The sequence below is a fragment of the Tannockella kyphosi genome (assembly GCF_021054785.1).
Classification (GTDB): domain Bacteria; phylum Bacillota_I; class Bacilli_A; order Erysipelotrichales; family Coprobacillaceae; genus Tannockella; species Tannockella kyphosi.
Genome location: NZ_CP088239.1, coordinates 319,394 through 332,120, shown reverse-complemented (window position 1 = coordinate 332,120; position 12,727 = coordinate 319,394). Strand labels below are relative to the sequence as shown.

Annotated in this window: 14 protein-coding genes; 4 read left to right on the top strand and 10 right to left on the bottom strand. The window is 30.0% G+C overall.

Annotated elements, in window-relative coordinates; translation table 11 throughout:
* Positions 1–25: 25 nt before the first annotated feature.
* The 6 genes from LRR82_RS01750 to sufC are packed head-to-tail and all read right to left on the bottom strand — an operon-like array spanning position 26 to position 5,252.
* The gene (locus LRR82_RS01750; protein WP_249029804.1) at positions 26–556 is read right to left on the bottom strand and encodes a 5-formyltetrahydrofolate cyclo-ligase; all 531 of its coding nucleotides are present in this window, start codon (positions 554–556) and stop codon (positions 26–28) included.
* Positions 549–1,955, bottom strand: coding sequence for a Fe-S cluster assembly protein SufB (sufB, locus tag LRR82_RS01745; protein WP_249029803.1), 1,407 nt, complete (start codon positions 1,953–1,955; stop codon positions 549–551). Before sufB ends, LRR82_RS01750 begins: the two co-directional genes overlap by 8 nt.
* A gap of 1 nt (position 1,956) precedes the next feature.
* The gene (gene sufU / locus LRR82_RS01740; RefSeq protein ID WP_249029802.1) at positions 1,957–2,394 is read right to left on the bottom strand and encodes a Fe-S cluster assembly sulfur transfer protein SufU; all 438 of its coding nucleotides are present in this window, start codon (positions 2,392–2,394) and stop codon (positions 1,957–1,959) included.
* Entirely contained in the window at positions 2,378–3,604 is a 1,227-nt protein-coding gene (locus LRR82_RS01735) for an aminotransferase class V-fold PLP-dependent enzyme (protein WP_249029801.1), read from the bottom strand. The genes sufU and LRR82_RS01735 overlap by 17 nt, the downstream gene beginning before the upstream one ends.
* Positions 3,604–4,437, bottom strand: coding sequence for a SufB/SufD family protein (locus tag LRR82_RS01730; protein WP_249029800.1), 834 nt, complete (start codon positions 4,435–4,437; stop codon positions 3,604–3,606). The genes LRR82_RS01735 and LRR82_RS01730 overlap by 1 nt, the downstream gene beginning before the upstream one ends.
* Positions 4,437–5,252: a Fe-S cluster assembly ATPase SufC gene (gene sufC / locus LRR82_RS01725; RefSeq protein ID WP_249029799.1), complete on the bottom strand. Its 816-nt coding sequence runs from the start codon at positions 5,250–5,252 to the stop codon at positions 4,437–4,439. The genes LRR82_RS01730 and sufC overlap by 1 nt, the downstream gene beginning before the upstream one ends.
* Before the next feature lie 176 nt (positions 5,253–5,428).
* Here sufC and trhA point away from each other — a divergent pair, with 176 nt between their 5' ends.
* The gene (trhA, locus tag LRR82_RS01720; RefSeq protein WP_249029798.1) at positions 5,429–6,076 is read left to right on the top strand and encodes a PAQR family membrane homeostasis protein TrhA; all 648 of its coding nucleotides are present in this window, start codon (positions 5,429–5,431) and stop codon (positions 6,074–6,076) included.
* Here trhA and LRR82_RS10925 read toward each other — a convergent pair.
* The gene (locus LRR82_RS10925; protein WP_399201160.1) at positions 6,073–6,123 is read right to left on the bottom strand and encodes a hypothetical protein; all 51 of its coding nucleotides are present in this window, start codon (positions 6,121–6,123) and stop codon (positions 6,073–6,075) included. The genes trhA and LRR82_RS10925 overlap by 4 nt on opposite strands.
* A gap of 252 nt (positions 6,124–6,375) precedes the next feature.
* On the opposite strand from LRR82_RS10925, the gene LRR82_RS01715 reads away from it, so the two are divergent.
* The 3 genes from LRR82_RS01715 to LRR82_RS01705 are packed head-to-tail and all read left to right on the top strand — an operon-like array spanning position 6,376 to position 8,676.
* Positions 6,376–7,368 (top strand): peptidylprolyl isomerase, encoded by a 993-nt coding sequence (locus tag LRR82_RS01715; protein ID WP_249029797.1) that lies wholly within the window; start codon positions 6,376–6,378, stop codon positions 7,366–7,368.
* Positions 7,368–8,222, top strand: a complete 855-nt coding sequence (locus tag LRR82_RS01710; protein WP_249029796.1) for a hypothetical protein — start codon at positions 7,368–7,370, stop codon at positions 8,220–8,222. The genes LRR82_RS01715 and LRR82_RS01710 overlap by 1 nt, the downstream gene beginning before the upstream one ends.
* A 52-nt stretch (positions 8,223–8,274) precedes the next feature.
* The gene (locus tag LRR82_RS01705) at positions 8,275–8,676 is read left to right on the top strand and encodes an HIT family protein (protein WP_249029795.1); all 402 of its coding nucleotides are present in this window, start codon (positions 8,275–8,277) and stop codon (positions 8,674–8,676) included.
* Positions 8,677–8,686: 10 nt separating this feature from the next.
* Here the strand turns inward: LRR82_RS01705 and LRR82_RS01700 are convergent, their stop codons facing one another.
* Genes LRR82_RS01700 through LRR82_RS01690 form a run of 3 tightly spaced genes read right to left on the bottom strand, consistent with a single transcriptional unit; the run spans position 8,687 to position 12,681 of the window.
* Complete coding sequence (locus LRR82_RS01700; RefSeq protein WP_249029794.1) at positions 8,687–9,649, bottom strand: HD domain-containing protein; 963 nt, start codon at positions 9,647–9,649, stop codon at positions 8,687–8,689.
* On the bottom strand, positions 9,642–11,630 hold the full coding sequence (locus LRR82_RS01695) for a glycosyltransferase (RefSeq protein WP_249029793.1): 1,989 nt from the start codon (positions 11,628–11,630) through the stop codon (positions 9,642–9,644). The genes LRR82_RS01700 and LRR82_RS01695 overlap by 8 nt, the downstream gene beginning before the upstream one ends.
* Position 11,631: 1 nt before the next feature.
* The gene (locus LRR82_RS01690) at positions 11,632–12,681 is read right to left on the bottom strand and encodes a hypothetical protein (RefSeq protein WP_249029792.1); all 1,050 of its coding nucleotides are present in this window, start codon (positions 12,679–12,681) and stop codon (positions 11,632–11,634) included.
* Between the last annotated feature and the right edge of the window lie 46 nt (positions 12,682–12,727).

Here is a 12,727-nt window from a genome sequence, read left to right as displayed (position 1 = left end):
ATTATAACAAATATTCTTCTTTTGTCTAATTATTTTCATGAATCACTAATTCAACCTTTTGATCAAACTCCTCAAAATCTATCTCCTCTATCTTTTGAAACTCAAAAGCTAATCCAATGGTATGCCCCTTATAATCCTTTAAATAACGATCATAATATCCTCCACCATATCCAACTCGATACCCACTATCATGATATGCTACTAAAGGAATAACCAATAAATCAATATTTTCTTTTTTTATTTTTTGACTATCTTTTGTTTCTAAAATACCATATTGATTCTCTTCTAAATTATTTTTATCATAAACAAAAAAATCCATTTCTTTTCCTTTTGTTTTAGGAATACATACTTGTTTTTCTTGGCAAAGTAAATCTAAATAAGAGTAAGTATCTACTTCTTTATTAAAAGATACATAAATACCAATTGTTTTTGCTTCTTTATAAAAAGGATGATTACGCAGTCTTGTTATAATAGAACAAGACTTATCGTTATATTCTAACATTGATAAGCCTTGTCTTTTTTTTATCATCTTTTTACGAATTACTTTTTTATCCAATTCCTTGGTCTCCAAAGTCTAACTTAATTAATTGATTTAATTCTACTGCGTATTCCATTGGTAATTCTCTTGAGAATGGTTCAATGAATCCCATCACAATCATTTCTGTTGCTTCTTTTTTCGATAAACCACGAGACATCAAATAGAATAATTGATCTTCTGATATTTTTGATACCGTTGCTTCATGTTCAATTAATGAATCATTATTAAGGACATGATTAACTGGAATCGTATCACTAGAAGATTCACGATCTAAAATCAATGTATCACATTCTACTTTACTCTTTGCATTATATGCTCCAGGTAAATGTTTTACTAACCCTCGGTAATCTACTTTTCCACCATTTCTAGCTACTGATTTAGAAATAATATTACTAGAAGTATTTCTAGCAGCATGAATCATTTTAGCACCAGAATCAATAATTTGATTGACTCCTGCTACAGCAATGGTAATACATGTTCCTTTGGCACCCTCACCAGCTAATACACAAGCAGGATACTTCATTGTTATGGCACTACCTATATTTCCATCAATCCATTCCATGGATGCATTTTTCTTACAAATCGCTCTTTTTGTTACAAGATTTAAAATATTAGTAGACCAGTTTTGGACAGTTGAATAACGACAACTACCACCATCTAATACAACTATTTCTACTACTGCAGCATGCAAAGAATCTTTTGAATAAGTAGGAGCAGTACATCCTTCTACATAATGTACACTTGCACCCTCATCTACAATAATTAAAGTTCTTTCAAATTGTCCCATTTGTTCAGAATTGATACGGAAATAAGACTGTAATGGTTTATCCAATACAACACCTGGAGGAACATAAATAAATGACCCTCCTGACCAAACAGCTCCATTTAATGCAGAAAACTTATTATCACTATAAGCAATGACACTATTAAAATATTTTTTAAATATTTCTGGATGTTCTCTTAAAGCACTATCTGTATCTAAGAAAATAACTCCTTTATCTTCCACTTCTTGTAACATGTTATGATAAACTACTTCTGATTCATATTGCGTACTAACTCCTGCTAAGAACTTTTGTTCTGCTTCAGGAATACCAAGTTTATCAAATGTATCTTTAATTTTTTCTGGTACTTCATCCCATGATTGTTCTTGTTTATCACTTGGTTTAATGTAATAAGTATAATCATCAAAATTTAAAAAAGACAAATCAACACCCCATGTAGGCATTGGTGTTTTTTCAAAATGACGGAAAGCTTTTAAACGAAACTCTAACATCCATTCTGGTTCTTTTTTTATTTTTGATATTTCACGAACAATATCTTCATTTAAACCTACGCTTGTTTTATAAACAGAAACATCTCCATCATTAAAACCATAAGCATATTCATCGCTAGGAATGGTATTTTTTATATCTGACATCTTATCCCTCCTGGCTACTTTCTAATATTTGTGTAACACCTGTCCAACCTAATGTTGCACACTTGATTCGGTTTGCTTGTTTATGGGTATTCATAAAAGCAATTCCTTCCTCTAATAACTCTGCATCATATTCTCTTTCATATATCATATTCATAAAATTTTCAATAATAACTTTTGCATTATCAATTGTTTTACCAATTAATAATTCCGACATAATCGAAGTACTAGCTGTACATATTGCACAAGCTTCTCCATCAAAACGAATATCTTTGATTGTTTTATTTTCAATATATGCTTGAATATCAATATTATCAATACAAGTAGAAGAATCCATATTTACAGAAAGATATCTTTGATCATCTACTAACTGATGATTACGAGGGTTTTCATAATGATCCATGATAATTTGTCTTAATAATGTACTATCCAAAGAAGGCATCAAGGAAATCATCCCCTTTCTTACAAACTTCAATAAATTGATCTACTTCTTCTATTGTATTATAAAAATAGAAAGAAGCTCTTAAAGTTTGACTAACCGGTAAATATTCATCTAATATTTTAGCACAGTGTTGTCCTGAACGAACAGCTATGCCATGGGTATTAAACAAAGATCCAGCATCTTGACAAAATACACTTTTTAAATTAAAAGCAATAGGTCCTGGTGAATCTTCATTATAAATTTCTATATCTTCGATTTCTTTCATTTTCATAATTGCATGATTACGTAATAATAACTCATGTTCATGAATTGCATCCATCCCAAGTTCTTCTAAATAATTAATAGCAGCACCAAATCCAATTGCACCTTCTATATTAGGAGTTCCAGCTTCAAACTTTTCTGGCGCTTCTTTTAATTTTACAGTACCACAACTTTGGAAACGAGCATTACTACCACCACCAAATCTAGTTGGTGTCATTGCTTGAAGAATATCATATTTTCCATATAATGCACCTATCCCTGTAGGTCCACACATTTTATGAGCTGAAAAAACAAAGAAATCAACATCTAAATCTTTAACATCTACTTTCATATGAGGAACACTTTGTGCTCCATCTACACATACTAAAGCACCATTTTGATGTGCTAAAGCACATATTTCTTTTACTGGTGCTATATAACCTAATACATTTGTTACTTGTGCAATAGAAATTATTTTTGTTTTTTCATTCATTGCTTTTTCTACATTTTCAACGGTTAAACGACCAGTAGCATCTAAATCAATATATTTAATAACTGCCCCTGTTTGTTTACATACTTCAAACCAAGGTAAGATATTGGATGCATGTTCGGCAACAGTTAATAAAATCTCATCCCCTGTTTGTAAATGAGTTGCACCATAACCAAAAGCAACCATATTCATACTATCCGTAGTTCCATATGTATAAACTATCTCTTTACTTTGGCAACCAATAAACTTTGCAATATCACTTCTTGCTTGTTCATATGCTTTATCTACTTGATAAGATAAATCATAATCTCCACGATGTGCATTGGCTGAATAATTTGTTAGATAATCACAAACAGCATCAATAACACATTGAGGTTTTAATGTAGTTGCCCCATTATCTAAATATACTAAAGGTTTCCCTTGCATGGTACATGACTTAAAAATTGGAAAATCTTCTCGAATTTTTTGTACATCAATCATTATACTCCCACCTTTTCCATTAGACTTGATGAAAACTCTTCTTTCAATGATTCATTTTCAATATACTCCATTACTGGAATAAAATATCCATAAACTACTAAATGCATCGCTTCATAACGATTTAACCCTCTTGATTGAAGATAATATAAATGTTCTTCATCTATTTTACCAACACTCGCTCCATGACTAGCTTTTACATCATATTCATCAATAAATAAATAAGGATTTGCTTGTGCTTTGCTTGTCTTATCAAAAACTAAAATTTTATTTACTTGATGACTACTAGATTGCATCATTCCTCTATCAATACGTCCTGTACCATCAATTACTAATGTTCCCGCTTCACGTACTACTCCATAATTATCCATTGTCGCACTAGTAAATGGTGCTAAGTGATGCATTGTCATATCTACTGCTTTTTTATTTTCTAAATGTGCCATTCCAGCATAACGTACTTCTACTTGTGCATTTGGTTCTACTAACTGATAAGTATACTTAACCGTTTCATTGATACTAGCAAGATCAACATAGGCACAGCGGACATGGCTATCTCTTTTACAAACAACTTTTTCATCTAATAATAAGGTTGCTTGGTTCATTTCGTTACTTACAAAACGCTTTAATACACAGTTTTGATTAACGGTGATTGTTTTTTGAATTGTTAAATTTTGAGTACCAACATAAGTTTCAACTAACTCTACGTTTGCACTAATTTCAATACAAACTGTTGCATCCATTGCATATTCTATATGGATAGAACAATCTTTATCGATATGTATTATTTGATTTTCTTCTTGAATGGTAATTTTGTTATCTAACCCTTGTATCTTCATTATCCTTGTTTCGAGCTTTCTTTTTTAGCGCAACTTTCTAATAAAATTACTTTCTTTTCTTCTTGTTTTAACTCGATACCTAATTCTTTTACCCATTCATATCCAGATTCATCAATTCTTTCAATAATTTCTACTCCACCACTTAAAACAATTTTCCCATCAATTAAAACATGAACATGTGATGGTTTTACTAATTCATATAATCTTTGGTAATGTGAAATCATTACACATCCAAAAGATTCATTTTTCATTTCATTTACTACTTTACTTACAATACGCAAAGCATCTACATCTAATCCTGAATCAATTTCATCTAATAAAGCAAATGTTGGTTGTAATAATTTCATTTGCAAGATTTCATTACGTTTCTTTTCTCCTCCAGAAAAACCAGCATTTAAATAACGATGTGCTAAATCCTCATTCATTTTTAAATCTTTAATACTACCATCTAATGTACGAATAAATTGAAATAGAGAAATAGGTTTTTCTCTTCTTGCATTGATTGCTGCTTTTAAGAAATCAGAAGTTGTTACTCCTGGAATTTCTTGAGGATATTGCATTGCTAAAAACAATCCAGCTTTGCTTCTTTCATCCACACTCATAGCAAGAACATCTTGTCCATCTAATGTAATACTACCACTTGTAACTGTATATTTAGGATGACCCATAATAGCAGATAATAAAGTTGATTTCCCATTACCGTTAGGTCCCATAATTGCATGTGTTTGGCCAGTACTAAATTCTAAACTTACTCCTTTTAATATTTCTTTTTCCTCAATACTTACATGTAAATCTGTTATTTTTAAAGTTGACATACTTTTGCCCCTTTCTCTTACCTTTCTATTTTACTAAATGTGCCTTTAAAAAACAATTAATATCATAATTTATTGTTTCCTTTTCTATTATAGACAAAATATTGTATTTTATATTTCAATAGCATTTACTTTTTCTAACATCTTTGTATAATAAACAAAAAAGAGAGGGTTATGCAATGAAAGAAAAAGAATTAAAATTACCAACTTATTTTGGACAAGAGATGTGGAATTGTATTATTCATGGAATAATGGCCATTGTTTGTTTATTATTATTACCTGTTAGTGCTATCTATAGTTATCTTCAAGGAGGTATGAAACAAGCTTTTGGGGTTAGTGTTTTTGTTATCTGTATTTTCTTGATGTTTTTAATTTCTACCTTATATCATGCAATGGATCATAACAGTCCTCATAAACAGATTTTCCGTATCTTAGATCATATCTTTATATATTTTGCAATTGCTGGTAGTTATACACCCGTTGCTCTTTGTTTGATTCAAGGAATAGAAGGGATTATTATTTTAGTTATACAATGGTCAATGGTTCTTATTGGTATCTTCTATAAGTCATTAGCGATTAAAAGCTTACCTAAATTATCCTTAACTATTTATTTAGTAATGGGTTGGACTGCTATTTTATTTTTACCCGCTATTTTAGAATCTGCATCTACTGTTTTCTTATTACTAATTGTAGGTGGAGGTCTTATGTATTCTATTGGAGCTATCTTTTATGCCATGAAAAACATGGCGTATAGCCATGTTATTTGGCATATTTTTATCGGCTTAGCTTCCATGATGCATTTTATTGCCATTTTATTTTATCTCTAACAAAGAGAACAAATGATTACTAATAAAATAAATAGCACTAAAACCATTGAAAAAGAACTATCTTGTGCAATCATGTTATCCCTCCTAACAAACACAATAAATACCAACAATAACTAATAAAATAAACAATACATAGACTGAAACCATGCCATCACATTTATTACCCATATCGATCCCCCTACCTTCTCACTACTATACAATATGATATCTTAGAGAAGAAAGATGTGTTTTAGCCTATTTTATTGATATTTAGAAAAAAGAATAGTATAATAAGTCTGTTACAAACAAGGAGGACAACCATGAATTTTAAAAAATTAAGCATTACTCTAGCGGCATCACTGTTATTAACAGGATGTACTGGTAGTGCAAACACAAGTGAATCTGTAGAAGTACTAGAAGATGGAGAGTATGTAGTTTCTTCTCTAACAGATCGCAATTTTACTGCTTATGAACTATATGAATCGATTGTTTCTACAAGTACGGGAGAATCTGCTATTTTTGAAGCAGTAATTCAAACAGTTATGGATGAAAATTATCCAATTACAGATGATATGGAATTAGATGCAGATTTAATCATTGAACAAATAGAAGAAAGTTATTACTATTACTATGGTGAAGATTGGGAATCTGAATTAGTTTATTCATTAGTATCTTCTGGGTTCTATAGTGTGGATGATTATCGTGAATCATTAGTTTTATCTTTACAATATTCTGCTTTCTTATCAGCGTATGTAGATGAAAATTATGATGAAGTTTTAGCTGATTACATTGATTATTGTGCACCAAGATTCTTATCTATTATTATGGTTTCTGTGGCTGATATGGATGCCATTACAGAAGATGAACAAGCTACATTGGATGAAGTTACTGCTTTAGTTAACTCTACTAAAGAGTTTAGTGAAACAGCGACAGAATATTCTTACGATACAAGTGCTAGTAGCGCCGGAAGCATTGGTTTAATTGATAATATGTATGATTTAGAAACAGCTTATGGAACAGATGTTCAAACTGCAGCATTTGCGTTAAGTGAAGGTGAATATACTAGTGAACCAGTTGCTGGTGATAGTGGTTACTATTTCATTAAATGTGATAGTTTTGATGAAACTGAGATTGATGAATATATTCAAACATTAGGAATTGATACACCATTAATTAGTTATGATTCTTATATGTTATATGAAATTTATAACTCATATGAACTTACATATGAGGATGCAGAAATGGAAACTATTGTAAATACTGTAGTTGAAACTCAACTAGCAGCGAAAGCTGAATTGAGAGGAGAAGAATAATGAGAAAATTATTAACATTATTACTTGCCGCCATTCTTCTTGTAGGGTGTACAAGCGCTAGTGAAGCAAGTTATATTACTTCATTACCTGATGGTGATGGTGTTGTAGTAAGTGGTGAGGGAGTTACAATTACTTATGATGACATTTATTATTATTTATTAGAAAGTTATGGAGCTGGTACTGTTTTAGAAGAAGCTTTATTATATATTGCTCAGTGTGAAATCACAGATGAAGATGCTATTCAAGAAGCAATTGATTCTTTAGTGGTTGATTATGAAACATATATGTCAATGACAATTGATGAATATGCTGTTTATCTAGGATATCCTGATGGCGATACTTATATTGAAGAAGTTATTACTTCAAGTGCTATGAATTCTTTATTAACACAAAAATATATTGGTGAAAATTTCGATCAATTAGTAGAAGATTATCAAGTTAAATATTTAAAAGTAGTAGAAGTAGATACAGAATCTAGTGCTTTAACTTTAATTAGTGAAACAACAGATGTAGATGCTTTCGATGCTTTAGTGGAAGAGTATGAAGGTAGTGATTATGGAATTATTACAAATCAAAGTTATATTGATGAAAACATAGTTGCTAAATTAGATAGCTTTACTGCTGATGGTTTATACTCAGATGCAATTTTAACAAGTACTGGTACTTATGCTTTAGTATATGTTTATAATACAGATTTAACTGATTATGTAGCTGATGTTACAGATACATTATTATATATATCTGATGTTGTAACTCTTAGTGAAGTTCATTATTTAACTACTTATGAGTTTAGTGTATATGAAGGTATTATTCGTGAAGAAATAGAAGAGTATAATACTGATTATGTAGGATAAGGTTTCCCTTATCCTTTTTTTTATGGTAAAGTTGTTTTAGGAGGATTTTATTATGTCAAATTGTATTTTTTGTAAAATCGCAAATCATGAAATTCCTGGGAAAATTATTTATGAAGATGATAAATGTATTGCTTTTTTAGATTTAAGTCAAGTAACGAATGGTCATACTTTGGTAATCCCTAAAACTCATGCAGCTAATTTTTTAGAAGTAGATGATGAAGTATTAACGCATATGACTCTTGTTACCAAAGCACTTGCAAACAAAATAAAAGATGCCTTGCAAGCATCCGGTATAAATATTCTAACTAATGCAGGAGAAATAGCAGGTCAAACAGTGATGCACTTCCATTTCCATATCATTCCTCGTTTTAATGAAAATGATGGTTTTATCGTTAATTTTGAAAAACGTTTGGATGATATTGATTTAGATGATCTATTAAATAAGTTAAAATAAAAGAAAACGACTACTCGTCGTTTTCTTTTTGATTAAATTTTGGTTTATAGAAACTACGGTTTTCTAATGAGAATACACGTTTCGTGTTTTCTCCAGGTTCTATTAAATCTAATGCTTTATCAAGCATATTAATTCTAGCATCTAAATTATCAATAAAACTTAACACTTCTGCTTCTTTTATTAGTGGTACTACTGGAGAACCAAATTCTAGTTTACCATGATGAGATAATATCATATGTTGTAACAGTGTAACTTCTTCTCCAAATAAATGATGGTTATCTGCTACTTGTTTAATCATTGCTTGACTAATAGAAATATGCCCTAATAGTTTACCTTCTAATGTATATTCTGGTAGAACTGGTCCACTTAACTCCACAATCTTACCTAAGTCATGTAAAATAATCCCTGAATATAATAAATCACTATCAATACTTGGATATAAAGCACAGATTGATTTTGCTAATCGCAACATAGAAACTGTATGATGAACTAATCCTGAAACATATTCATGATGATTTTTACTTGCCGCAGGATAGATTTCTAATTGATCTTTATGTTCTGTACATAAAATACCAACAATATTACGTAAAGTAACATTTTCAATATTTCTCATCGTTTCAAATATTTCTTCCACTAATACATCTTTACTTTCTGGTGCACTTTTTAAATATTTAACTTGTTCTTGAGGATCTTTTGAAAGAATCACTAATTTAATTACTTTCATTTGACGATCATCATTGTATTTAATAATATCCCCTTTTATTTGAACAACACTACCAGTTACAATCGTATCCACTTGTTCTTGGGTTGCAGCCCAAAGCTTAGCATCAATTGATCCTGTATCATCTTGCAATGCTAAACTTAAATAAGTTGAACGATTTGCTCCATTTGTTTTCCCTGTTACTACATTTATAATTAAAGCTTCTATCAAAACACCTTCTTGACCTGCTTTTAATTCTTTTATTTTATTCACTTCGTTGATCCTCTCTTTCTTCTATAACTATTTTTATATCTTCATAGTTATAACCTTTTTTTAATAATGAATCAACTACTTTATTCATTAACTCTTTATTATTTACTTTACGACGATATTTTGTAAATAATTTGTCATAATCTTTATTTAAAGCAGCTATTTCTTCTTCTTGATCAAAATGGAAATCATAATCTTGAAGTGCTCTTTCAATCGTATCACTACGGAATCCACCTAAATATAATTTATCTCTAGACTTCTTTAATGTTGCTCTAAAGCTAACACTTTTACTTTTACTAACAACTGATTCAATAGCACATAAAGCTGCTTGATACTCTTCATCATCTTCTAATTCTAATATACAACGATCAATTACATCACGAGGAATATCTAAATTAATTAAATTATAAACAGCTTTATTTAAACCCATTTCTAAACGAATAGCACGTCTTAAATAATGCATTGTAAATGCTTCATCATTAATTAGATTTTTTTCTTTTAATAATTCCATTGTTTTATCTAATTGACAATCATCATAGTCTTCTAAATACACTAATTTCTTACGCAGTTGCCCTGCACTATAATCTTTATAACTCAAATATTTTAAAGCTCTTTGATAAGCAGAAGCTACTTTCTCCTCTTCAATTAATCGATCATATACTTCACGATCTACCGTATCCCCAATCGAAAGCATCAAGTTTTCAATAACACGATTAGATACTTCTACCACTATTTCACTAGCCTCTGATTTTACAACAACATCATAGTATTGATTTTTAGAAGGATGAATATCTTTGATAGTATACAAGTACTCTTTATTTTGTTGTGCTAATTTATAAACATCTAGTACCTTTTGACCAAAGATATCACTACTGTATTGCATCGCATCTTGATAGGCTTGTTGATTTAGAACACTAGTATCACTCTCCATCAAACCTAAAACTATTTTAGCTAAGTCATCTTCATCTTCAAAAAAGTAACCATTTCTACCATCAATAATAACATCCTCTAGATTCTTATCTCTTCTAGCCAATGCTGGTATCCCACTAGCCATTGCCTCAATAAAAGTAAGTCCCTGTGTTTCTGACAAAGAAGCAGAAGCAAAAACATTTGATAAATGATAATGAGATGGAACTAATTTTGGTGGTTTTGGTCCTGTAAATACCACAAATTCTTCTAAACCATCTTTACTTACCTTTTCTTTTAATTCTTCTAAAGAAGGTCCTCCACCAACAATCATCACCTTAAAATCATTTCTGCTTTTTGCAATAATTTTAGTAGCATCGATAATCATATCAATGCTTTTTTCTTTAGCAATACGTCCTAAAAACGTAATAACAAACTTATCTTCTAAAGCATACTCTCTTTTCAATTGTTCGATTATTTGTGGATCACTATTTTTAGGATCAAACTTATCTAATTCCAATCCTGTTGGAATAATATGCATTGTTTTATGAATACCATATTCTTCTAAAGCTTCTGATGTTTTAGAAGAAGGTACTATCAATTCAGTACAACGAGAACCACATAATTTACTAAAACGATAAATCATCTTCTTCAAGATTCCATCTACTGCATTTGATTTTATTGGTAATAAATAATGAGAATAATCAGCCCACATTGTATGATACGTATAAACAATAGGAACATCTAACACTTCGGCAGCTAATCTACTAAAAACACCAACCCCAAATTCTGTCTGACAATGAATAACTTGTACTCCAAATTGTTTTAACTCTTTCATCCCTTTATAAGAAAAAATATTAGCAGCACGATAACCATATAACCTTTGAATCTCAATCCCCGGTACTCGTAAAATATTTTCACTAGGATCATCCACATAATCACTATCTTGTGGCAATTCACTTGTCACTATCATTACCTCATGTCCTTTTTTCACAAGTTCATTATGTAATATTCTTGTTGAGGTTGCTACCCCATTAATATCTGGCATATATGTGTCAGAAAACAACGCTACTTTCATACTATCCCTCCATTGTTTGTACTACTTTTAAATAATTTTCCATATATTCAATATACTTTCTTTTCTCATCAATAGATGCACTTCGAAAGCAATTCATTGTCTTATTGATTAAATAATCCCTTTGCATAAAATAAGCACTTGTATTAGAATAATAAGCTTTGATATGTACATTCGTATGATAAACAAAATCATATATTGCATCAATATCTTTCTCTTCCATTGTTTTTAAAATATTTTCTAATTCATAATAGATATACTCTCTTTTTTGAATCCATTCTTTATCTTCAATTAATTTTTGATTATGATCATAAAAAATAACTTTTCTATCTTTAAACTTTTTAGGTTTTTGATAATATCTTGTTTCATGAAGATAAGGTAAATGAATATTTGTTTTACTATAGTATACTTTAAAATAAAAATCTTTTAACTCAAAATAAATAGATTCTGGTAAATAAATTAAATAATTACTATAAACCATAATTGCTTGACCATATTTAATAGGATTAAACATAGCCCCTTTATTCCATCGATTCTCTCTTTTAATACGCCATACAAACTCAATAACTCCATACTCTTTTATCTTATATAACTCAATATCTATTTGATCATCACTTAAAATATGAATATCCTGTTGTATTTCCCTAGTTTCATCATGTAAAAAAACTTGCTTTTCACCTTTAATACTTTGCCAAACTGCTTGATGCTTTTTTATAGGAAAAGAATAAAATCCAACACTATCAATCACTAATTCATCATCACATTGACCTACTACTTTTATATTATGAATATCAAAAAAACCATAATCATATCCTGTACTCTTTTGATATCGGGTTACATTAGCATCAAATTCTAAAAGCGTTCCATTCGATATATTCAATAATTGAAACTCCTCTTGATAGGCAATCCAAACATGTTCACACAATAATTTCTCATCAACCTTCACTTGATTTAACAAAATACTAACACCATTTTTACGTGTATAGCCAAAATGATGAAAAATAGCTTGAACACTTATCTTTTTTTGACAATACTCTTCTAATTCTGTTCTCATTTCTTTTCCCCTAATGTTTTAGCACTCTTATTATAACATGGAATTA

Coding starts and splice junctions, on each gene's coding strand:
- sufB (WP_249029803.1), bottom strand. CDS start 1,955: ATGTCAGATATAAAAAATACCATTCCTAGCGATGAATATGCTTATGGT.
- sufU (WP_249029802.1), bottom strand. CDS start 2,394: ATGCCTTCTTTGGATAGTACATTATTAAGACAAATTATCATGGATCAT.
- LRR82_RS01735 (WP_249029801.1), bottom strand. CDS start 3,604: ATGATTGATGTACAAAAAATTCGAGAAGATTTTCCAATTTTTAAGTCA.
- LRR82_RS01730 (WP_249029800.1), bottom strand. CDS start 4,437: ATGAAGATACAAGGGTTAGATAACAAAATTACCATTCAAGAAGAAAAT.
- sufC (WP_249029799.1), bottom strand. CDS start 5,252: ATGTCAACTTTAAAAATAACAGATTTACATGTAAGTATTGAGGAAAAA.
- trhA (WP_249029798.1), top strand. CDS start 5,429: ATGAAAGAAAAAGAATTAAAATTACCAACTTATTTTGGACAAGAGATG.
- LRR82_RS01715 (WP_249029797.1), top strand. CDS start 6,376: ATGAATTTTAAAAAATTAAGCATTACTCTAGCGGCATCACTGTTATTA.
- LRR82_RS01710 (WP_249029796.1), top strand. CDS start 7,368: ATGAGAAAATTATTAACATTATTACTTGCCGCCATTCTTCTTGTAGGG.
- LRR82_RS01705 (WP_249029795.1), top strand. CDS start 8,275: ATGTCAAATTGTATTTTTTGTAAAATCGCAAATCATGAAATTCCTGGG.
- LRR82_RS01695 (WP_249029793.1), bottom strand. CDS start 11,630: ATGAAAGTAGCGTTGTTTTCTGACACATATATGCCAGATATTAATGGG.
- LRR82_RS01690 (WP_249029792.1), bottom strand. CDS start 12,681: ATGAGAACAGAATTAGAAGAGTATTGTCAAAAAAAGATAAGTGTTCAA.